We start from the raw sequence: 21,270 nt of genomic DNA, 5'->3' as shown, positions 1-21,270 counted from the left end.
ACAGCTCCGAGGCGTAGAGGATGGCCAGCGACAGGTGTCCATCGGCCCGCTCCCTCGACTCCAGTACCCATTCGAATTGGGCCTCGCCTTCCGGCAGGGCGTGTGCGTGCGCCGTGACACCCGGAATCCGTTCGAGCGCGCGGTAGTCTTCGAAAACATGGTTGAAAAGCAGCTGGAACAGCGGGTTCTGCCCCGCGTTGCGTTGCGGCTTCAATGCCTCGACGAGTTGGTCGAAGGGCAGGTCCTGGTGGTCATGCGCCCCCAGCATGGATGCGCGGGCGCCCGCCAGAAGTTCCTCCAGCGCCATGCCAGCCTGCACACCATTGCGCAGCACAACGGTGTTGACCAATAGGCCGACCAGTCCTTGCGTTCCTGGACGGTGCCGGCCGGCCACGGGAATGCCGATGCGGATGTCCTCCATGCCCGTGTAGCGATACGCCAGCGCCTGCAGCGCTGCCAGCAGCACCGTGAACAGGCTGGTGCCGTGCGCCTGCGCCCGCTGGCGCAGGGTAGCCAGCAAATCCGCCGGCAGTGCCATCCCGTGGCGCGCCGCGCGATAGCGGCCTTGGGCATGGCGCGGGTGGTCGGTCTGCAGGGCCAGCACCGGGTGCACCTCGCCCAGCTGGCTACGCCACCAATCCAGCTGGCGCGCGCCCTCCCCTTCCTGCAGCCAGGCGCCATGCGAAACGGCATAGTCCGCATATTGGAGGCCATCGCTCGCAAGAAGGGGCAAGCCGCTGCCTGATAACGCGGCGGCACAGTGCGCCGCCAAGGCGTCCAGCAGCAATTGCATGGACGCCGCATCGGACACGATGTGGTGCATGACGAGCACAACGATCTGCGACGTGTCGGCCAGGCGAATCAGCGCCAGGCGCCACAGAGGGCCGCGCCCGAGATCGAAGGGCTCGGTCCTCCACTGCAATGCCAGTTCGTCGATGCGCAACCGTTGTTCGCCGCCGGGCAGCCCACTCAGGTCCGCCACGGAAACCACGGGTTGCAAGGCAGGCTGTATCCATTGCCGGGGCGTGCCATCGGCACCTGCGCGAAACACGGTGCGCAACGATTCGTGCCGTGTGGCCAGCGCCTCGGCGGCGGCTTGCAGCACCGCGGTCGGCAGGTGTGCGCCCTCCAGACGCACCGCCGCTGCGACGTGGTAGGCCGCGCTGCTCGGCGCCAGCTGCCACAGGAACCACTGGCGCGCCTGCGCGGCGGATAACGGCAGCCCCTGAAAGCGCTGCTCGGCAGGCAAAGGCGTGATGCGCAACGGCGGCACCGTTCCCGTCGCACTGCGCTGCCGCGCCTGAACCATGGCAGCGCAATCGGCCAATCGCGGTTGCTCGAAAAAATCGCGCAGCGTGAACTCGATGTCCCAGCGCGTGGCCACGCGCACCGCGGCCTGCACCGCCAGCAGGGAGTTGCCACCGGCGGCAAAAAAGTGCGTGCCCCGCTCGATGGGCCGGTCCTGCGGCCATTGCAGCAGTTCGCGCCATATCTCCGCCAGGGCCTGCTCGTGGTCGGAGAGCGGACCGCTGACTGCTTGAATCGGGGCCTTCCCCTCTACCAGGGCACCATGTTCCCAGACGGCATAGGCATCCAGCGTCTTGCCCTCCCAGCCCTTTCGGCAGGCCTGCCGCTGCAGCTTTCCGCTGGAGGTCTTGGGCAGTGTCCCAGGGTTGAGCAGCACGACCACCGACAGGCCCTGCCCGAACACTTCGCTGACGGCAGCCGAAAGCGCCTCGGCCAGTGCCGCCGCAGGTACGAGCTTTTGCAGGCTGCGCGAAACCTCCGCAGCCACGCCGATGCCCTCTCCGTCCGGTCCCGATACCGCGAAGGCGGCGACCCGGCCTTTGCGCACCGCATCCACACTGCCCTCGATGGTGCGTTCGATGTCCTGCGGATACAGGTTATGCCCACGCAGGATGATCAGGTCCTTGATGCGGCCGGTCACATACAGCTGCTGCCCATGCAAGAAGCCGAGATCGCCCGTGCGCAGCCAGCGGCGGCCCTCGCGTTCGACGAACGTGGCTGCCGTTTCTTGCGGCTTGCCCCAGTAGCCCGCACAGATGCTCGGCCCTGCGGCCCAGATCTCGCCGACCCGGCCCGGCGCTTTCTCGGCGAGCGTCGACGGATCGATGAGCATGACGGTGTGCCCCGGCACCGCCGTGCCGCAGGCCACCAGCGGCGAGCCTGCATGGCCCTCGCCTTCCAGGCGCGCCCCCACTCCCTGCGCGAGCTGCTCGCTGTCGAAATGGTGGGCCACCATGCCGGCATCGCGCTGGCTGCCCGTGACAAAGAGCGTTCCTTCGGCCAGGCCATAGCAGGCGTACACGGCCTGAGCGGAAAAGCCTGTGCAGGCAAAGCGCTCGCAGAACCCGAGTTCCGTGTCCGCACGCACCGGTTCGGCACCGGTGTAGGCCACCCGCCAGCACGACAGGTCCAGCCCATCCATCTGGGACGCGGACACACGCTCCGTGCACAGCCGGTAAGAAAAGTCGGGGCCGCCGCTCAGCGTGGCGCGGTGGCGCGAAATCAACTCCAGCCAGCGCACCGGACGCTCCAGGAAGTACCGAGGCGAAGTCAGCACCAAAGGCGCGCCGCTGTAGAGCGGCTGCAGCAGCCCGCCGATCAGGCCCATGTCGTGATAGAGCGGCGCCCACGACACGAACTTGTCCTGCGGACCGATTTCCATGCGCTCACGAATGGCGCACTCGTTGGCCATGAGATTGCCGTGCGTGACCATCACCCCCTTGGGCGCAGCAGTCGATCCCGAGGTGTATTGCAGGAAGGCCACGTCGTCATCGGACGGGGAAAACGGGCGCCAGTCCTCCGCCAATTCCAGAGCCACCGAGTCCACGGCGATCGTCCGGACCTGATCGAAACCCTCCTTGGCCGAAGCCATCAGCGCCAAAAGCGCCGAAGAGGTGAGCACACAGGCGGCCTGGGAATCGGTGGCAATGCCCGTGAGCCGGGCCAGGTGCTGGGGACGCAGGGATTCCGGCGGAAACACGGGCACGGCGATCACACCGGCGTAAAAGCAGGCCAGCATGCTCGCGGCGTAGTGTTCGTCGTTGTCGAGCATCACCAGGGCCCGATCACCCGGCGCGCATTGCTGCTGCAGCCGCGCCGCCAGGGACCGCGTGCGCCGCTCGAAGGCGCCGTAAGTGAAGGCCCTTTCCACCGGCTGACCGTCGGACTCGCCCGCGACGGTGAGCCACACCTCATCCGGCCGCGTCAGGGCCAGCGATTGCAGGTGCTCCACGAAATTCTTCGGTGCCGGGTCCATCCGGCCAGCCGATGCTGTCAAGCCTGTCATGTGTCCATTCCCATGGTTGATTGGCCCGTTTCGCGCCCTGGAGGGCGGCGGGCGGATGCGGTAGACCTCGGCCCACTAACCGGGAGCCGGCACCTTGCTGCGCCATGCCAGCGCCGCCATGTAGCCCGGCGGCGCAGAGAGCGCCATGGCCTCCAGCCCAGACCATTGCGGCACGGTGCTTTCCACTGACCACCGGCCTTCCCGGTCGGGATGAATGCCTACGCAGCGCAAGTGCTCGGCAATGCCCACGCCGATGGCCTTGAGCACCGCTTCCTTGCCCACCCAGCACTGGTACATGGCGTGCTGCGGATCGGTCGCCCAGGTCACCGCGACACGCTCCCGATCGGTCAGAACGGTCTGCGCCAGGGAGTCGATATCCAGCCCTTCGCGGCATTGCTCGATGTCGATGCCCACGGCACTGACGGCGCCAGGGTCCGCCACGGCGATCAGCGCATGGCCTCCGGAGTGCGACACGTTGAACAGCGGTACTTCGCCACCTTTTTCAATGAACGGCTTGCCATGGGCATCCTGCGCCAGCGGCACCTCGGCGGGTCCGCAGCCCAGGCGGCCGGCCAGCAAGCGCCGGGTGGCCGCGCGGGTCTCCGCAAAGCGCAGGCGATCCGCCGCCCGCAGGAACCGGCCGGCGCGTGCGCGCTCCGCCGGACTCAGGACGTCCAGATGCAGTGCTTCATCGCTTTCCAGATCGAAGTCGAGGCGGTAGCCCTCGATGCCCATCGGCATCGGCTCAGGCAAGCGCTGCAGCGGCATGCGCACCTCCCGCTGTGGTCTGCGCCAGGCGGCGCACGAGTGACTCCAGGAAGGGGCCTTCCTGTTGCCGCAGGAAAAAGTGCCCGCCTTCGAACCAGTCGAGCGTGCACGCCGCGCTCGACTCTGCCGACCATGCCTGCATGCTCGCTGGATCGATGCGGTCCTGCCGGCCTGCAAACACGTGCAATGGCACGGACAAGACACCCAGCTCGGTGTGGCGAAAGCTCTGGCACACCTGGTAGTCCGCCGCAAGCGCATCGAGCGTGAGGCGCATCAGTTCGGCGCTTTCGAAGACCTCCTCCGGTGTGCCGCCCTGCTCCCGCAAATCGGCGATCAGGGCGGCATCGTTGTCCTTGCCCGCGAACCGATTCGGGTCACGCATCGAGGGAGCCGAACTCCCCGACAGCAGCAGCGCCTGCGGCATCGGCCCACCCCGCTGTTTCTGGCGGCGCGCCATGCCATAGGCCAGCAGGGCGCCCATGCTGTGGCCGAACACCACATAGCGACCCTGCATCGCCTGTGACTGCTCGGAGCACAACTGCGACACCAGCGTATCGAAGTCTGGGACGAAGCCCTCGGCCAGGCGCGCACCGCGGCCCGGCAGCTCCACGGGAACGACCCGCAGCCACTGCGGCAGCAGTCGCCTCCACCGCAGATACATCGCGGCGCTGGCGCCCGCACAGGGCAGGCAGAGCAGATCGATGCGGGATTCGACGGGCATCAGCCGCCCACGGAAGAAGACACCGAAGCCGCCTGCCCCTCCATCCACTCGCGCAGCGACCGGGGGCGCATGTCCGTCCAGACCTGCTCGACATGGGCCAGCACGGCTTTCTTGTCGCCCTGCACGCCCGGCACGGCCGACCAGCCGCTCGGAATGGCCTTCCAGTGCGGCCAGATCGAATACTGGTCTTCGTCGTTGACCAGAACAATGAAGGTCTCGTCGTCGCGGTCGAGGCAGCTGGTTGACATGGATACGTCCTTGGGCAGTTGAGAAGGATGGCTGCACAGCGCAGTCCGACAAGGACGCGCCATGCGCTTCTGCTCAACTAGACGCAGCAGGGACGAATCTGTTCACGGGATAGTGCGCGACGCAGCGCATGCGGCGCACCCTCCCGACCCGCACGAATGCGCGCGACGAAAGGAATTCTGGCAGGGCAAGGGTGGCTGCACGACGCTGGCAGCCAGACAGACAGACAGACAGACAGGCAGGTCAGTCCTGCATCCTGGGCTGGACTTGCGCCAAAGCGTGCTCCTCCAGATCGCCCATGGGTGCCGTCAGGCCGGCCAGCAGCCAGAGCCGCGCCGCCTTGTCGTAGGCCTTGCGGTGCGCCTCGTCGGCCGCCAGCCAGTGCATCATCGCCTCGCGGGCAGCCGGGTCGAAATTCTCTCGGTCGTACTCGCGCTGCACCCAGTCCCACGCCACGGCCCAATGGGGGTCGGCTTGTGTCATGCCTCAAACTCGCTCGCGCCTCGGCGCATCGGTGAACCAACCGACCGGATGCGGATGCACCGGCCCTGGCTGACGGCCACCTTACCGCAAGTGGGCCTCGCCGGGCAAAACGCTTTTTCGGAAAGTACGGAGTTCGATGGCGCCGTGGCGAGCGGCTCAATCGTCCGTGAGCAGGTGGTGCAGGGCGGCAATGGCCTGGGTGGCCTCGGCGATCAGCCGGTTGACCAGCCCCAGCGCGCAGCCCAACGAAATGGCGATGTCGCGCTGCGTCATGCCATCGAGCCGGTACAGCTGGAATGCCACGCGGGTTCTCGTGGGCAGGTCCGCCAACGCCTTTTCGATCAGGCCCACCAGCTGCCGGTCGCGCATGAGGCGGTCGGGCGACCCGGGCCCGGCCACCTCCAGGGCTTCGACATCCATGCCGGAGGCAACGCAGTTGCGCTCCACGGCCTGCCGCCGGCAATGGTCGAGCGCCAGATTGCGCACCACCTGGCAGCAGTAGCCGATGGGCTGGTCGATCTTGCGTTCGCTCGCACCGCCGACGATGCGCAGATAGGCGTCCTGCACGATGTCATCCGCCAGATCCATCGTGCGAACGATCTTGTGCGCCACGCGCAAAAGCTGCGCCCGGTTGGCCACGAACACCTCTCCGAGCGATGGCCCGGACGAATGCAAAGACATGTACAGCACCTCCCAGTGAACTGAATAAATCGCCATGGTCCGCGGCGGCCGGCTGCCTTCGCCCCTGGCCCGGCAGGTCGCCCGCCTACAGCGCTCCCCGCTGCCATTCAGCGCCAAAAGAGCAAGCGGTTATTTCATGGACTATTTCATCGATCATCCATGAAATGTTAATGAGAATTATTATTAATTAGTGACAGAAAGAAACCGCGAATCCGCGGTGACCGACCTTACCCATGAAGACGTGCGAGCGCGGAAGATGAAGACAGGGGGATGGCGCCAACGCACGCGTCCTGCTGCATGGCCTCGGTCAGAAAATGCTGCGAACCGCAACAGCGGCGCGGGGATTGCCTCCGATCCCGGGCCCTCGGAAGGCGGGTGACGCCTTCCACAGAGCCAGGGCCGGGAGCGCTCATTTCAGATATTTGCTACTGAATTCATAGCAACAACGGCAAACAATCCGCCGGCATGAGCGGCTTTTGACTGCCATGACTGCCAATGGCAGCCAGCGGCCCTTCTCCGCCGCTCAGGCCTCCCCCTGCGCGCCCTCGCCGTCTCCTTCGTCGTCCGGGGCGGCACGCCGCTCGTGCACGGCCTTCACGGCCGGGCGCGCCAGCACCTCCACATAGAAGGCATCCGCGCCTTCCGCCGCCGCAGCGCCCACGCGATCGATCAGGTCGGCCAGCGGCACGGTTTCCGCGGAATCCTTCGTCAGGCCGAAGCGGCAGTCGAAGTCCCAGTAGTTCGATCCGGCGGGCAACTCGCGCTTGCGTTCGCGGCGCAGGTACTGGCGGATTTCATGCTTGACGGCATCCAGAACACGCTCGCGCTGCTTGTTGGGGGAAATGAGGGTGAAGTTTTTTCGCATGGGCGATGGTAGCCCCAGCGGGCCATCCGCCATGCCGCGGCACTGCATGGATTACGTGCAAAAAAACTTGAATCCGTTGCAGCCCCGGCCCCGTACCCCCACCACAGGAAGACGGCGGAGGCGATCCATGGCATGCAGTGCCGGGCATCGGCCGGCCCCGCTTTCCTGCCTCTCCGGCAACGGCTCCCTGCCGCTGGACCGACATGTGACCTTCGTGCTCCGCACACCACCAGGAACCACCATGATCGACATCCCTGCATCGCCCCTTGAAATCCTGCAACGCCGCTCCGACAAGCTCAAAGAGCGCCGCATGTTCTTTCGCAAGACCGGGGGCTTTGCCGCCGGCATGGCGGGAGGCGCCATCCTGACCGCGTGCGGCGGCGGGTCGGGCCCGGCCATCGGCGCCGACGCCCCCACCGACCCGGAGATTCTCAACTTCGCGCTGAACCTGGAATACCTGGAGGCGCAGTTCTACCTCTACGCCACGACCGGCGCCGGTTTGCCCGATGCGCAGACCACTGGCACAGGCACGCGCGGCACCGTGATCGGCGGCACCAAGGTGCCCTTCTCCGACCCGGTGGTGGCGGCCTACGCCAAGGAGATCGCCGCCGACGAACTGGCCCATGTGAACTTCCTGCGGGCCGCCCTGGGATCGTCCGCCGTCGCCATGCCGTCGATCGACGTGGGCGCACCGACCCGAACGGTGCATTCTCCAAGGCGGCGCAGGCCTCGGGGCTGATCCCGGCCGGGACAGCCTTCAATCCCTACAAGGACGATCTGAGCTTTCTGCTGGGCGCCTTCATCTTCGAGGACGTGGGCGTCACGGCCTACAAGGGTGCCGCGCCGCTGATCCAGAACAAGACCTACCTGGAGGCCGCTGCCGGCATCCTGGCCGCCGAGGCCTACCACGCGGGCCTGGTGCGCACGGTGCTGTATTCGAAGGGCATCGATGCCCAGGCGGCGGCGGGCAAGATTTCCGACGCGCGCGACACCCTGGACAACTCCAAGGACCTGGACCAGGGCATCGCACCCGACGCCAGCGGGGCATCGAACATCGTTCCGCTGGACGCCAACGGCATCGCCTACAGCCGCTCTCCGGACGACGTGCTCAACATCGTCTATCTCACGCCCAACGCGGCCAGCCAGGGCGGGTTCTTCCCGGCCGGCGTGAATGGCAGCCTGCGGCTGAGCAGCGTGTACATGTAGCCGCCCGAAGGCACCGCCGCGGCGTCGTGCCGCCGTGGTCGCCGCCCACACCGCTCATCCTTGCAGGAGTCCCTGCCATGCCATTGCATTCCCATGATCCGGCAAGCCATGCCGAAGTGCCCGCGCATCACGCCCTGTCCTGGCGCCAATGGCTGGGGTTGGGCATCGTGGCCGCGGGCCTGGCCATCCTCTCGGCACAGGCCATGGGTGGCCTGGTCAGCGGAGACGACCGGCTGCGCGGCGCCCTGCTGGGCGGGCTGATGGCGGCTGCAGCAACGGCGCTGGGCACGCTGCCCGTGCTGCTGTCGCAGAAGTTCTCGCAACGCACGCACGACACCATGCTCGGCTTCGGCGCCGGTGTCATGCTCGCGGCCAGCGCGTTCTCCCTCGTCATTCCCGCCCTGGCCGCGGCGAAGTCCCAGGGCGCCGGGCCGTGGGGGGCGGGCGGCATCGTGGGCGCGGGCATCCTGGGCGGGGCCCTGTTGTTGCTGCTGATCGATCGCGCCGTGCCGCACGAGCATTTCGTGAAAGGGCTGGAAGGCCCGCAGGCCCGCGCCATCAAGCGCGCCTGGCTCTTCGTGCTCGCCATCACGCTGCACAACCTGCCCGAGGGCCTGGCCATCGGGGTCGCTTTCGCCGGCCCGGATGGCGTGGGGGCCAAGGCGCTGGCCGCGGGCATCTCCATCCAGGACGTTCCCGAGGGCATGGTGGTGGCGCTGGCCCTGCGCGGCGTGGGCTACGGCCGCTGGATGTCCGCGGGCCTGGGCGTGGTGTCCGGCCTGATCGAGCCGGTGGCGGCCGTCATGGGCGTGGCACTGATCGGCCTATCGGCCAGCCTGCTGCCCTGGGGGCTCGCCGCGGCCGCGGGCGCCATGCTGTACGTCATCAGCCACGAGATCATTCCGGAATCCCACCGCAAGGGGCATGAGGCTTTCGCCACGGGAGGGCTGATGCTGGGCTTCGTGGTGATGATGCTGCTCGACACCGCCCTGGGATGAACGGCCCATCCCGGCCTTGCAGCGCTTTCCATCGATGAATCGACCCTGATGTACTTATTGAATTTTCAGTAAATCCTGAAAACTCAGTAAACCTGAAGCACAATCGCGGCATGACACAGATCAAGCCGCTCCCCTCCCTGAATCGACAATTCGTGGCCCATTTCGGCGAAATGGGCAGCCGCTGGGGCATCAACCGCACCGTCGGGCAGATCTACGCCCTGCTCTACCTGTCGCCCCGCCCCGTCAATGCGGATGAAATCGCCGAGACGCTGGAGTTCTCGCGCTCGAACGTGAGCATGGGCCTGAAGGAACTGCAGGCCTGGCGGCTCGTCCAGTTGCGCCACCAGCCGGGTGACCGGCGCGAGTACTTCGAAGCGCCGCAGGACGTCTGGCAGATCTTCTGCACCCTGGCCGAAGAGCGCCGGCGCCGCGAGATCGAGCCCACGCTGTCCATGCTGCGCATGGCCCTGCTGGAAGAGCCCGCGTCCGAGGACGAACGCCACGCGCAGCAGCGCATGCAGGAAATGCACGACCTCATCGACCGCCTGATGACCTGGTTCGATGACGTGCAGCGCCTCGCACCCGAGACCGCGATGCAGCTCATGGGCATGGGCACTGCCGTCACGCGGGTGCTGGAGTTCAAGGACCGGCTCACCGGCAAGGGCGGCACCGGCAAGCAGGGCGGAAAGGACCGGTAGATCGCCATGGACACTTTCATGCTCTCGCGGATCCAGTTCGCGGCCAACATCAGCTTTCACATCCTGTTTCCCACCATCAACATCGCGCTGTGCTGGTTCCTGGTGTACTTCCGGCTGCGCCACCGGGCCGCCGCCGGCACCCCGGCCGCGCAGGGCTGGGAGCAGGCCTACTACTTCTGGACCAAGGTCTTCGCGCTGACCTTCGCCCTCGGCGTGGTGTCGGGGGTGACCATGAGCTTTCAGTTCGGCACCAACTGGCCCGGCTTCATGGAGCGCGCCGGCAACATCGCGGGCCCGCTGCTGGGCTACGAGGTGTTCACCGCGTTCTTCCTGGAAGCGACTTTCCTGGGCATCATGCTGTTCGGCCGCCAGCACGTGAGCGACCGCGTGCACCTGATCGCCACCCTGCTCGTGGCCGGGGGCACCACCCTGTCGGCCTTCTGGATCCTGAGCCTCAACTCCTGGATGCAGACGCCAGCGGGCTTCGAGATCATCGACGGCAAGTTCCACGCGGTGGACTGGCTGGCCATCGTCTTCAACCCCTCTTTCCCCTACCGCCTGGGCCACAAGCTGCTGGCGTCCACGCTGACCGCCGGTTTCCTGCTGGCCGGCGTGAGCGCCTGGCAGCTGATCCGCGGCACGGCCACGCTCGGCACGCCCCTGGCGCTGCGCGCCGCCCTCGTCGCGGTGGCCGTGGCCATCCCCGCACAGATCCTGATGGGCGACATGCATGGCCTCAACACCTTGCAGCACCAGCCCGCCAAGATCGCCGCGATCGAAGGCATCTGGCACACCGAAAAGGGCGCGCCGCTCACGCTGTTCGGCTGGCCCAACGAGAAGGAGGGCCGCACCGATTACGCCGTGCAGATCCCCAAGGCCGCCAGCCTGATCCTGGCGCACGACAGCGAGGCCGAGCTCAAGGGCCTCGACGCATTCCAAGGCGCGCATCCGCCCGTCGCACCCGTGTTCTGGAGCTTTCGGGTGATGGTGGGCATGGGCATGCTCATGCTGGCGGTGGCATGGTGGGGCGCTTTCGCGCTGTGGCGCCGCCGCAAGGAGGCCTCTGCCGTGGCTTCGCTCCCGCGCGCCCTGCTGTTCACCCTGGTGGCCATGACCTTCTCGGGCTGGGTGGCCACGCTGGCCGGCTGGTATGTGACCGAGATCGGACGCCAGCCCTACCTGGTGTACGGCCTGCTGCGCGCCGCCGACACGGTGGCGCAGCACCCACCCTCCACCGTGGCGATGTCGCTCGCCGCCTATCTGGCGGTGTATGCCACGCTGCTGGTGAGCTATGTCGCCGTCATCAAGTACATGGCCGAACACGCCGCCATGCCCACGCCGGCGGTCCGCCCGCCGGCGCCGCAAGCCGTTTGAGGTGCCCGCCATGGAAATGACCCTTGCCAATGTTCTGCCCCTCGCCTTCATGGCGGTCATGGGCCTGGCCCTGCTGGCGTACGTGGTGCTGGACGGCTACGACCTGGGGGTGGGCATGCTGCTGCCCTTCGCCACCGATGCCGAAAAAGACACCATGGTCTCCAGCATCGGACCGTTCTGGGATGCCAACGAAACCTGGCTGGTGCTGGGCGTTGGCGTGCTGCTGGTGTGCTTTCCGATGGCCCACGGCGTGGTGCTTTCAGCGCTCTATGCGCCGGCCACGGTGATGCTGCTGGGGCTCATCCTGCGCGGTGTGGCGTTCGACTTCCGGGTGAAGGCGCGCGATGCCCACAAGACCGCCTGGAACCGCACCTTCGCCGCCGGCTCGCTGGTGACCACGCTCGCGCAGGGCTGGATGCTGGGCGCCTATGTGACCGGCTTCGCAGGTGGCCTGTGGCCCACGCTGTTCGCCGCCGGCATTGCCGCCACGCTGCCCGCGGCTTACTGCATGCTGGGTGCCGGCTGGCTGCTCATGAAGACCGAAGGAGACCTGCAGCGCAAGGCGCTGGCGTGGGGCCGTGCCGTGCTGTGGCCCATGGCACTGGCCCTCGCCGCCATTTCGCTGGCGACGCCCCTGGTCAGCCACACGGTGTTCGAGAAGTGGTTCGCGCTGCCCCAGCTCTTCGTGTTGCTGCCGATTCCCCTGGCCTGCGCCGCGGCGCTGTTCGCCATCCACCACGTGCTGCACACCCCGCGCATCGTGAACGCGGGCTACGGCTGGATCGTGTTCGTCGCCACCGTCGCGGTGTTTCTTCTCGCGTTCTTCGGCCTGGCATACAGCCTTTACCCCTACATCGTCATCGACCGCATCACGGTGTGGCAGGCGGCGAGCGCGCCCGAGTCGCTTGTGGTCGTGGCGGTGGGCGTGGGCATCACCCTGCCAGCCATCGTCGCCTACACCATTTTCATGTACCGGGTGTTCTGGGGCAAGGCGAAAGCGCTGACGTACGGGCTTTGAGCGCGCTCGCCTGCGGCCCCGGCTTTCATTCGAAAAGGCAGCGGCGGCGTGTGCGCCTACATCGGGCAGGCCGATCTGGCAGGCAGTGGGAAGGACGATTGCATTACGATTCCTGCAACATGAGCAGCAGCGAAAAGCCCCCCGTACCCGGCCCGTGGCAAGCCTACGTGGCCGAAGGCGCCCCCAGCGAAGTGTCCGACCACAAGGACGACATCTTCTTTGCGGCCATCGAAACCACCCGCATGCCCATGCTGGTGACCGACCCCCGCCAGCCCGACAACCCCATCGTGTTCTGCAACCGGGCTTTCGTGGCGATGACGGGCTACTCCGTTCAGGAGATCATGGGGCACAACTGCCGATTTCTGCAGGGCCCGGCCACCGACCGCAACACCGTCGCCGCCATCCGCGAAGCCATCGAGCAACGGCGCGAGATTTCGCTGGAACTGCTGAACTACCGCAAGGACGGCTCCTCGTTCTGGAACGCCCTCTTCATCTCCCCGGTCTACAACAGCCGGCGCGAACTGGTTTATTTCTTCGCCTCGCAGCTGGACGTGAGCCGACGCCGCGATGCGGAGGAAGCCCTCTCGCAGGCGCAGAAGATGGAGGCACTGGGCCAACTCACCGGCGGCATCTCCCACGACTTCAACAACCTGCTCCAGGTGATGTCCGGGCACCTGGACGTCATGCGCGTCAAGAACCGCAACAACCGCCTGGGTCCGCAGGACATCGACCGCTCCATCGACAGCATCCGCAGTGCGGTGTCCAAGGCATCCACGCTGACCCAGCAGTTGCTGGCCTTCTCGCGCAAGCAAAAGCTCAAAGGGCGGGTGGTCAATCTCAACAGCCTCGCCCGGGGAATGGCCACCCTGGCCGAGCGCACGCTGGGCGATGCGATCGAGATGGAATACGTGCTCGGCGAAGACCTGCCGAACTGCGAGCTGGACACGACGCAGCTCGAAGTGGCCGTGCTCAATCTGCTGCTGAATTCCCGCGACGCCATGCCCAACGGGGGCCGCATCCGCGTGGAAACCCAGGCCATCCACCTGGATGCGCAGGACGGCAACAATTTCTCCGGACTGCAGTCAGGCCGCTACGCCACCATCTCCGTGACGGACACCGGCGCCGGCATCCCGCCCGAAGTGGTGTCGCGCGTGATGGACCCCTTCTTCACCACCAAGGAAGAAGGCAAGGGCACGGGCCTGGGCCTGTCGATGGTGTACGGCTTCGCCAAGCAGTCGGGCGGTGCCGTCACCATCTACTCGGAAGTGGGCCTGGGCACCACGGTCCGCATGTATTTCCCTGCAGTGCACGGCCGTCCCCACCCCGACCTGGCCGAATCGCTGGTCCCGAAGAATCGCGGAGGCAATGAAACCATCCTCGTGGTGGACGATCGGGTCGAGGTGGCCGAACTGGCCCAGGCCATGCTGGAAGGCCTGGGCTACACGGTGCACACGGCGCACAGCGCACATGCCGCGCTGAAACTGGTGCGGGCGATGCCACAGGACGCACTGCCGGATCTGCTCTTCACCGACGTGGTCATGCCCGGGGGATTGAACGGCTACGAACTCGCGCGCGAGATGCGCAAGACCGTGGCGGGCATCCACATCCTGCTCACCACGGGGTTCGACCGCGACATGGGCAGCCTGGCCAATGTCGCGCCGACGGAGTTCGAGATCCTGAAAAAACCCTACCGGCTGGCAGACCTGGCACGCAGCGTGCGCATGGTGCTGGACGGCGCCACCGGCACCCGGACCTGACCGCATGCACCCGGGCGCGCGATGCACTGAAATTTCGCGACGCCAGCAATCCAACGGCGACAGGCCTGCGTACAGGAAGCAGGCCGCACATTCCGATGCGGCATTCCAGGAGCCGCACATGCCGAAAAGCACCGCCAATGCCATTCGATGGGCCGAGCAGGGCATCGTGCCCGACCAGATGGTGCGCTACGGCATCCGCCGTCTTTTGAAAGAACGCCTGCAGGAAATGCGCAGCGGCGATGCCGCAGCCACGGCAGAGCAGACGCAGGCGTTCGTGGACGCCATGCGCACGGCCGAACTGGCACCACTGCCCGACAAGGCCAACGAGCAGCATTACGAGGTGCCGGCCGAATTCTTCGGCGCGGTGCTCGGCCCGCATCGCAAGTACAGCAGCGGCTACTGGGGCGACGGAGCTGCCACCCTGGCGCAGGCAGAAGAAGCCGCGCTCCTTCGGACGTGCGAGCACGCCGGCCTGGCCGACGGGCAGCGCATTCTGGAGCTGGGCTGCGGCTGGGGGTCCCTCACGCTGTGGATGGCTCAGCGCTATCCCGCCAGCCGCATCACCGCGGTCTCCAATTCGCACTCGCAGCGCGCCTACATCAACGCCGAGGCGGCCAGGCGCGGTCTGTCCAATGTGCAGGTGATCACCTGCGATTTCAACCGCTTCGACATTGCGGACCGCTTCGACCGCATCGTTTCGGTGGAGATGTTCGAGCACCTGCGCAACTGGCCGCAGGCCTTTGCCAACGTGTCGCGCTGGCTCGCACCCGGGGGCCGTTTCTTCATGCATGTGTTCGCGCACCGCGAGGCACCCTACCCGTTTGAGGAACGCGACGCGAGCGACTGGATGAGCAAGCATTTCTTCTCCGGTGGCATGATGCCCAGCGACGATCTGGCCCTGCACTGCCAGGACGATCTGCAGTTGCGGCGGCGCTGGCGCTGGGATGGCACGCACTACGAACGCACGGCCCGCGCCTGGCTGGACAACATGGATCTGCAAAACGACGCGCTCATGCCACTGTTCCGCCGAACCTACGGAGAAGACGCCCCGGCATGGTGGAGCCGGTGGCGCCTGTTCTTCCTGTCGGTGGAAGAACTCTTCGGCTTTCACGGTGGGCAGCAATGGTGGGTGAGCCACTACCTGTTCGACCGTCGCAACTGATCGGATGGGCATGAACGCATCAGCCACCACCACCTGGGCCTTGTTCGGCCTCGCCTGGGCCCTGTCCGCGTCCGTTGCCACGTGGGTGGTGAGCCTTGCCCGCAAGGACGCCAGCCTGGCCGATCGGGCCTGGCCCATACTCATCGCCGGCTGCGGCGCCGTGTATGGGACCTTGGCCCCGAGCCTTGGGGGCCGGGGCACCGCGTTGCTGCTGTTGTCGGGGATCTGGGGACTGCGGCTGTGCGTCTATATCACCGCACGCAATTGGGGGCACGGCGAAGACCACCGCTACCGCGCGATGCGCGAACGCAACCGCCCGAACTTCGCCTTCAAAAGCCTCTACCTCGTGTTCGGCCTGCAAGCCATGCTGGCCTGGATCGTCTCGGCGCCGTTGCTGGCAGGCCTGGCGGCATCGCCCCGCCCACTGGGCGCGATCGATGCGATCGGCATTGCCCTGGCCGGATTCGGCATCGTGTTCGAAGCGGTGGGCGATGCGCAGATGGCGCGCTTCAAATCCGATCCCGCCCATGCGGGGCAGGTCATGGACCGGGGACTGTGGCGGTTCACGCGCCACCCCAACTATTTCGGTGAGGCCTGCGTCTGGTGGGGCCTCTGGCTCGTGGCGCTCGCAGGTACGGGCTGGGCGGGCGTATGGACCATCGTGTCGCCCGCGCTCATGACGGTCCTGCTGCGCGTGTCGGGCGTGGCACTGCTGGAAAAAGACATCGCCGAGCGTCGCCCGGCCTACCGCGAGTACATGCTGCGCACCAATGCCTTCATTCCGGGACCACCGCGCACCGGAGGCTCCCGATGACCGGCCGCCTGGCATCCCCCGGCCGGCAAACCGCCTGGTGCGTTGCCGCCGCCTTGCTGTGGACTGCTACGGCCATGCCTGCGGCCGCAGCGATGCCGGCGGCAAACGAGTGGAATTTCCAGGTGGCCCTGGATGGCACGCCGATCGGCGAACACCGCTTTCGACTGTCGGCGCCTGCGGCCCAGGAGCGCGTGCTGACCAGCGAAGCACGCTTTGCCGTCAAGCTGCTTGGATTGGTCGTCTATCGCTACCGGCACGATGCCCGTGAACTCTGGCGCGATGGATGCCTTGAAGCCATCACCGCGGAGACGCAGGACGATGGCAAGGTCAACAAAGTGGACCTGCGCTTTCCCGCGCCGGGCAGCGCCACTCCGCCCGCCGAAGGCATGCCCGCGTGCACCTTGAGTTTTGCGTACTGGAACCCGGCCATCCTGAGCCAGACGCAGTTGCTCAATGCCCAGACGGGCAAGATCGATGCCGTGCAGGTGGTGCGGCAGGGCGAAGGCACCCTCGATGTGCGGGGCGAAACCGTGGCGGCAGTGCGCTGGCGCATCACCGGGTTGCCGCAGCCCATCGACCTCTGGTATGCCGCCGACGGCGCGTGGATCGGCCTCGACTCCACCGTGGGCAGCGGCCGCCGGCTCAGCTACCGATTGAAATAACCGACTCTCAGGAGAAAACCCATGATGATCCGCCCCTTTGCCGTCGCCTATGCCTCCACGGCCCTCGTCTTCCTGGCGCTCGACGCCGTGTGGCTCTCCACCATGGCCGACCGCCTTTACCGCCCCGCCATCGGGCACCTCATGCAGGACAAGTTTTCGGTGGCGCCCGCGGCGTTGTTCTACCTGATCTACGTCGCCGGCGTGGTCGTGATGGCGGTGTTGCCTGCGGTGGAGCAGCGCAGCTGGACATCGGCCCTGGGCATGGGCGCCCTGCTGGGGTTGATCGCCTATGCCACCTACGACCTGACCAACCAGGCCACCTTGAAAGACTGGCCGTGGAGCGTGACGATCGCCGACATGTGCTGGGGCGCTTTCGTCACGGGCGCAGCCGCCACGGCAGCCTGCCTGGCGACCCTGCGCTGGGGCGGCCCGCTGCGCTGATTGATGGCCGCCACGCGCCCTGGACAGGGCGCGATCCCGCTCACATGCCGACGAGCGCGCCGGCCCAGCGCGCGATGGCGCCATCGAAAACCACCCGACCTTCGATGCCCGCCAGGCAGATGCATTCGCCGCCCGGCTCCACCACCGGCTGATGGTGCACCTGCCCATCGGCGCCGTCGAAATCTCCCGGGCCGAACCGCGCGCGCCCATCGTGGAAGGCGCCATGCAGCACCTGGGTCCATTCCACCTCGCTGTGCGTGTGCTGCGGCAAACGCTTGCCCGCACCGATCCGCAGGAGCAGCACGTTGGCCTGGGCATCGTCCGGCAGGATCACGCGGCTCCAGCGCACGCCGGGACCGAGCCAGCGCCAGGGCGAAACCTGGCAGGCATCAAGCGCATCGGGCCAGAAGGCCCCTTGCGGCCAGGATCCGGGGCGCGTCGATGGCCGGCGGCCAGCGCCATGACCAGGACGATGCGCTACGCCGTCGATCACCGCCAGGGTGCGCGCCAACGCATCGGGCTGCAACGTGGCCGGGGCGATGCCGTCCAGCATGGCACCGCCGACCATTTCGAGTGTGCACAAGCGCTCGCGGCAGTGCGCGCACATGGCCACATGCGCCTGGATCAGCAGCGAGGCGGCCGCGGGCAGGTGCCCGGCGGCCTGGGCCAGCAGCACGTCGTCGGCGGGATGGTGTTGGATCGTCATGGCTCAAGGTGGCCGAGCAAGCGGCGCAAATGGTTCATCGCTAGGCGGACCCGCGACTTCACGGTGCCCAGCGGAATGCCCAGATCCTGCGCGATCCGGGCGTGGGGATGCTCTTCGAAGAAAGACAGCTGCAGCACCTGCGCCTGGTCGGGCGACAACTGCTGCAGGGCACGCCTTACTTCGCTCTCTTGTTGGGCGGCGTAGCAATGTTCGTCGGGCGCAGGCGCCGTGTCGGGGATCTGTTCGCCCTGGCCCTCGTCCTGCTCTAGCGCCAGATTGGAGCGGCGCCGAAAATAATCCACCCGCAGGTTGCGCGCAATCGTGAAAACCCAGGTGGACACACCAGCGTGGGCCGGGTCGAACAGGTGCGCCTTGCGCCAGACGCTGACCAGCGCCTCCTGAGCGAGGTCTTCCGCCACGCTATCCGGGGTTCCGAGGCGCATGAGGTAGGCCTTCACGCGCGGGGCGAAGTGCTTGAACAGCGCCGCGAACGCCTGCCGGTCGCCCTGGGACGCCACCGCCTGGACCAGGGCGCTCAACGCGTCTCCCGTCGGATGGGCTCCATGGGTGGGTGGGTGGGTCACGATCGACAAATAAGGAGGCCAGGATTTTCGAGGCCTGGAAGGCCGCTCTGCGGGCTGGCGGACGGTGGTCATGCTGCTCATACGCAACACCCGGCGGATTAGATCACGTCCATCTGGTGGAATCCAAACGCGCAGCCACTGCGTATACCCACACAATACTCCGCGAGGAGACTTCGAGGATGGACGCAATGACAATCCATGCGGCGCACGCGCCCGCATCGCCTGCCAAGGCCGCCCCACCGGGACGGCCGCTGGATGTGGCCGTGATCGGCAGCGGCATTTCCGGCCTGTCGGCCGCGTGGCTGCTCGCCCAACGCCACCAGGTCACGTTGTTCGAGGCCGACCGCCGGCCCGGCGGCCACAGCCACACCGTGCACGTGCCCGGGCCGGGGGGCGAGATCGCCGTGGACACCGGGTTCATCGTCTACAACGAATCGGCTATCCCAACCTGACGGCGCTGTTCGCGCACCTGCAGGTGGCCACGCTGGCCACCGACATGTCCTTCGGCGTGAGCCTGGATGGCGGCGCACTCGAGTACAGCGGCACGGGCTTTGGCGGCGTGTTCGCCCAGCGCAGCAATCTGCTGAGCCCGCGCTTCTGGTCGATGCTGCGCGATCTGGTGCGCTTTTACCGCCGGGCGCCCGCCGATGTCCGCCGACTGGGCGACCTCTCGCTCGATGCCTACCTCGACCAGCATGGCTATGGCCGGGCGTTCCGCGAGGATCACCTCTATCCCATGGCCGCCGCCATCTGGTCCACGCCCGCCGCACGCATCGGCGAGTACCCCGTCCAGGCGTTCGTGCGCTTTTGCGAAAACCACCACCTGCTGAACCTCGGGCACCGCCCGGCCTGGCGCACCGTGCAAGGCGGCAGCCAGCGCTACGTGCAGAAGATCACGGAGGTTCTCGGCCAGGGGCTGCGGCTGGACAGCGCGGCCATCGAAGTGCGGCGCACCACCGAGGGAGCCTACGTGCGCACGGGCGATGCGCAGGAATCGCGGCGTTTCGACCAGGTGGTCATCGCCACCCATGCCGACCAGGCCCTGCGCCTGCTGCCGGATGCGAGCCAGGCAGAGACCGACCTGCTCGGCGCCTTCGGCTACAGCCGCAACCGGGCCGTGCTGCACAACGACCCGGCCCTGATGCCCCGGCGCCGCGCGGTGTGGTCCAGCTGGAACTACGCTGCCGAGCGCGAACGCAGCGAGGCCCTGAGCGTGACCTACTGGATGAACCGCCTGCAGCACATTCCGGACGCCACCCCGCTGTTCCTCACCCTCAACCCGACGCAGGAGCCGCACCCCCGCCACCTGCTGCACACGCAGACCTACGAGCACCCGATCTTCAACGGCGCCGCCATGCAGGCCCAGCGATCGCTCTGGTCGCTGCAGGGCCAGCGACGCACCTGGTTCTGCGGCGCCTACTTCGGCTCCGGCTTCCACGAAGACGGGCTGCAGGCCGGCCTCGCCGTGGCGGAGGCCCTGGGCGGCGTGCGCCGGCCCTGGAACGTTGACAACGAATCTGGCCGCATCCACCTGTCCGCAGTCTCTGCAGGAGCTGCAGCGCACCCAGGGGCCGAGCGGTGACCGGCCAGTCCGCGCTCTATACCGGCCGCGTGATGCACCAGCGGCTCAGCCCTGCGCGGCACCGGCTGCAGTACCGCGTCTTTTCGCTGCTGATCGATCTGGACGAACTGGCAGGGCTCGACCGCCGCCTGCGGTTGTTCTCCGTCAACCGCTTCAACCTGTTCAGCCTGCACGAGAAGGACTACGGCGGCGCCGAGGGCCTGCCGATGCGCCAGCATGTGGAGCAGCAACTGGCCCGGGCGGGGCTGGCGCCCGGCGGCCGCATCCAGCTGCTGACCATGCCGCGCATCCTGGGCTACGCTTTCAACCCGCTGACCGTGTACTTCTGCCACCGGCCCGACGGCGCGCTCCAGGCCCTGCTCTACGAGGTGAACAACACCTTCGGCGAGCGCCACAGCTACCTGATTGCCGTCCCCGAAGCCGAGCAGCACGCCACCCGCATCCGGCAGTCGTGCGACAAGGAATTCCATGTGTCGCCCTTTCTGGGGCTGTCGATGCGCTATGCCTTCGACATCTCCCTGCCCGCGGCGCAGCGCGACCACCTGGGCGTGGGCATCACGGCCAGCGATGCGAACGGACCCGTGCTGGTCGCGCGCTTCCATGCGCGCCGCCGGCCGCTCGACGACCGCGCCCTCGCCCGCACCTTCCTCACCCACCCGCTGCTCACGCTGAAAGTGATGGGCGCCATCCACTGGGAAGCACTGAAGCTCTGGATCAAAAGGGTGCCGCTGCACACCAAGCCGCCCGCGCCAGCCCTGCCCGTGACCATCATCAAAACCAAAGACCTATGACCCTCCCCACCCCCTCCACCGGACTTCCGACGGACGGCACGCATGCGGTCGCGTCGATGCCCCGCCGGGCCACCTGGCGGTCGCGGCCCTTGCAGCGCGTGCTGCGCCGCCTGCTGACCAACGTGCGCTGCGGCACCCTGACCGTGGAACTGCCCGGCGGTGAACGCGCCGAGGGCCGAGGCACCGAGCCCGGGCCCCACGGCACCCTCGTGCTGCACCGCTGGCGCCCGCTGTGGCGCCTGGCCGTGGGCGGCGACCTGGGCTTGGCGGAGAGCTACCGCCAGGGTGAATGGTCCAGCCCCGACCTGGCCGCCCTGCTGGAGCTGGGCGTGCGCAACGAGGCCGGCTGGGGCCGCGCGCTGCAGGCCAGCCTGCCAGCGCGGCTGCTGGCGCGGCTGTT

The 21,270-nt window shown here is 67.3% G+C and carries 23 protein-coding genes and 1 pseudogene; 15 read left to right on the top strand and 9 right to left on the bottom strand.

Annotated elements, in window-relative coordinates; all coding sequences use genetic code 11:
* The 7 genes from AC27KI_RS08545 to AC27KI_RS08515 form a co-directional block, all read right to left on the bottom strand.
* A partial coding sequence (locus AC27KI_RS08545; protein ID WP_487089174.1) for a condensation domain-containing protein occupies window positions 1-3,313 on the bottom strand: 3,313 nt, incomplete at its 3' end.
* A 75-nt stretch (window positions 3,314-3,388) separates the two neighbouring features.
* Window positions 3,389-4,081 carry a 4'-phosphopantetheinyl transferase family protein gene (locus AC27KI_RS08540; RefSeq protein ID WP_487089173.1) on the bottom strand — a complete coding sequence of 231 codons (693 nt, stop codon included), beginning with the start codon at window positions 4,079-4,081 and terminating at the stop codon, window positions 3,389-3,391.
* Entirely contained in the window at window positions 4,059-4,802 is a 744-nt protein-coding gene (locus AC27KI_RS08535; protein WP_487089172.1) for a thioesterase II family protein, read from the bottom strand. The genes AC27KI_RS08540 and AC27KI_RS08535 overlap by 23 nt, the downstream gene beginning before the upstream one ends.
* The gene (locus tag AC27KI_RS08530) at window positions 4,802-5,050 is read right to left on the bottom strand and encodes an MbtH family protein (protein ID WP_317356733.1); all 249 of its coding nucleotides are present in this window, start codon (window positions 5,048-5,050) and stop codon (window positions 4,802-4,804) included. Before AC27KI_RS08530 ends, AC27KI_RS08535 begins: the two co-directional genes overlap by 1 nt.
* Window positions 5,051-5,291: 241 nt before the next feature.
* Window positions 5,292-5,531 carry a DUF4880 domain-containing protein gene (locus AC27KI_RS08525; protein ID WP_487089171.1) on the bottom strand — a complete coding sequence of 80 codons (240 nt, stop codon included), beginning with the start codon at window positions 5,529-5,531 and terminating at the stop codon, window positions 5,292-5,294.
* Between the two features lie 156 nt (window positions 5,532-5,687).
* On the bottom strand, window positions 5,688-6,212 hold the full coding sequence (locus AC27KI_RS08520) for a sigma-70 family RNA polymerase sigma factor (protein WP_272548815.1): 525 nt from the start codon (window positions 6,210-6,212) through the stop codon (window positions 5,688-5,690).
* Window positions 6,213-6,735: 523 nt separating this feature from the next.
* Window positions 6,736-7,077 carry a DUF6172 family protein gene (locus AC27KI_RS08515; RefSeq protein ID WP_487089170.1) on the bottom strand — a complete coding sequence of 114 codons (342 nt, stop codon included), beginning with the start codon at window positions 7,075-7,077 and terminating at the stop codon, window positions 6,736-6,738.
* 241 nt (window positions 7,078-7,318) lie between these two features.
* Here AC27KI_RS08515 and AC27KI_RS08510 point away from each other — a divergent pair, with 241 nt between their 5' ends.
* The 11 genes from AC27KI_RS08510 to AC27KI_RS08460 all read left to right on the top strand — a co-directional run bounded on the left by AC27KI_RS08510 (window position 7,319) and on the right by AC27KI_RS08460 (window position 17,207).
* Entirely contained in the window at window positions 7,319-7,816 is a 498-nt protein-coding gene (locus tag AC27KI_RS08510) for a ferritin-like domain-containing protein (RefSeq protein WP_487113435.1), read from the top strand.
* A 74-nt stretch (window positions 7,817-7,890) separates the two neighbouring features.
* Window positions 7,891-8,283 (top strand): ferritin-like domain-containing protein, encoded by a 393-nt coding sequence (locus tag AC27KI_RS08505; RefSeq protein ID WP_487113433.1) that lies wholly within the window; start codon window positions 7,891-7,893, stop codon window positions 8,281-8,283.
* 77 nt (window positions 8,284-8,360) lie between these two features.
* Window positions 8,361-9,281: a ZIP family metal transporter gene (locus AC27KI_RS08500; protein WP_284429189.1), complete on the top strand. Its 921-nt coding sequence runs from the start codon at window positions 8,361-8,363 to the stop codon at window positions 9,279-9,281.
* 110 nt (window positions 9,282-9,391) lie between these two features.
* Window positions 9,392-9,979, top strand: a complete 588-nt coding sequence (locus AC27KI_RS08495) for a GbsR/MarR family transcriptional regulator (RefSeq protein ID WP_487113431.1) — start codon at window positions 9,392-9,394, stop codon at window positions 9,977-9,979.
* A 6-nt stretch (window positions 9,980-9,985) separates the two neighbouring features.
* Window positions 9,986-11,353 (top strand): cytochrome ubiquinol oxidase subunit I, encoded by a 1,368-nt coding sequence (locus tag AC27KI_RS08490; protein WP_317356721.1) that lies wholly within the window; start codon window positions 9,986-9,988, stop codon window positions 11,351-11,353.
* Between the two features lie 16 nt (window positions 11,354-11,369).
* Window positions 11,370-12,371, top strand: coding sequence for a cytochrome d ubiquinol oxidase subunit II (locus AC27KI_RS08485; protein WP_372588264.1), 1,002 nt, complete (start codon window positions 11,370-11,372; stop codon window positions 12,369-12,371).
* A gap of 119 nt (window positions 12,372-12,490) precedes the next feature.
* Window positions 12,491-14,128 carry a histidine kinase famiy protein gene (locus AC27KI_RS08480; protein ID WP_284429193.1) on the top strand — a complete coding sequence of 546 codons (1,638 nt, stop codon included), beginning with the start codon at window positions 12,491-12,493 and terminating at the stop codon, window positions 14,126-14,128.
* 118 nt (window positions 14,129-14,246) lie between these two features.
* Complete coding sequence (locus AC27KI_RS08475; protein ID WP_487113429.1) at window positions 14,247-15,290, top strand: SAM-dependent methyltransferase; 1,044 nt, start codon at window positions 14,247-14,249, stop codon at window positions 15,288-15,290.
* 10 nt (window positions 15,291-15,300) lie between these two features.
* Window positions 15,301-16,104: a DUF1295 domain-containing protein gene (locus tag AC27KI_RS08470; protein WP_487113427.1), complete on the top strand. Its 804-nt coding sequence runs from the start codon at window positions 15,301-15,303 to the stop codon at window positions 16,102-16,104.
* Window positions 16,101-16,766 (top strand): DUF6134 family protein, encoded by a 666-nt coding sequence (locus tag AC27KI_RS08465; RefSeq protein WP_317356711.1) that lies wholly within the window; start codon window positions 16,101-16,103, stop codon window positions 16,764-16,766. Before AC27KI_RS08470 ends, AC27KI_RS08465 begins: the two co-directional genes overlap by 4 nt.
* Window positions 16,767-16,787: 21 nt before the next feature.
* The gene (locus tag AC27KI_RS08460) at window positions 16,788-17,207 is read left to right on the top strand and encodes a DUF2177 family protein (protein ID WP_284429197.1); all 420 of its coding nucleotides are present in this window, start codon (window positions 16,788-16,790) and stop codon (window positions 17,205-17,207) included.
* Between the two features lie 40 nt (window positions 17,208-17,247).
* Here AC27KI_RS08460 and AC27KI_RS08455 read toward each other — a convergent pair whose 3' ends face one another.
* Window positions 17,248-17,913, bottom strand: a complete 666-nt coding sequence (locus tag AC27KI_RS08455) for a ChrR family anti-sigma-E factor (RefSeq protein ID WP_487089166.1) — start codon at window positions 17,911-17,913, stop codon at window positions 17,248-17,250.
* Complete coding sequence (locus tag AC27KI_RS08450) at window positions 17,910-18,452, bottom strand: sigma-70 family RNA polymerase sigma factor (RefSeq protein ID WP_487089165.1); 543 nt, start codon at window positions 18,450-18,452, stop codon at window positions 17,910-17,912. The genes AC27KI_RS08455 and AC27KI_RS08450 overlap by 4 nt, the downstream gene beginning before the upstream one ends.
* A 224-nt stretch (window positions 18,453-18,676) precedes the next feature.
* Here AC27KI_RS08450 and AC27KI_RS08445 point away from each other — a divergent pair, with 224 nt between their 5' ends.
* The 4 genes and pseudogenes from AC27KI_RS08445 to AC27KI_RS08430 all read left to right on the top strand — a co-directional run.
* Window positions 18,677-18,949, top strand: coding sequence for an FAD-dependent oxidoreductase (locus AC27KI_RS08445; protein WP_487113425.1), 273 nt, complete (start codon window positions 18,677-18,679; stop codon window positions 18,947-18,949).
* Window positions 18,950-18,972: 23 nt separating this feature from the next.
* Window positions 18,973-20,079 carry an NAD(P)/FAD-dependent oxidoreductase gene (locus AC27KI_RS08440; protein ID WP_487113423.1) on the top strand — a complete coding sequence of 369 codons (1,107 nt, stop codon included), beginning with the start codon at window positions 18,973-18,975 and terminating at the stop codon, window positions 20,077-20,079.
* Entirely contained in the window at window positions 20,076-20,870 is a 795-nt protein-coding gene (locus AC27KI_RS08435; RefSeq protein WP_487089163.1) for a DUF1365 domain-containing protein, read from the top strand. The genes AC27KI_RS08440 and AC27KI_RS08435 overlap by 4 nt, the downstream gene beginning before the upstream one ends.
* Window positions 20,867-21,270: pseudogene (locus AC27KI_RS08430) on the top strand (SAM-dependent methyltransferase); the annotation flags it as partial. The gene AC27KI_RS08435 and the pseudogene AC27KI_RS08430, both read left to right, overlap by 4 nt.

The organism is Acidovorax sp. KPB24-03, assembly GCF_057546605.1.
The sequence above is the reverse complement of the archived record's forward strand: the minus strand, read 5'-3'. Positions and strand labels throughout refer to the sequence as shown.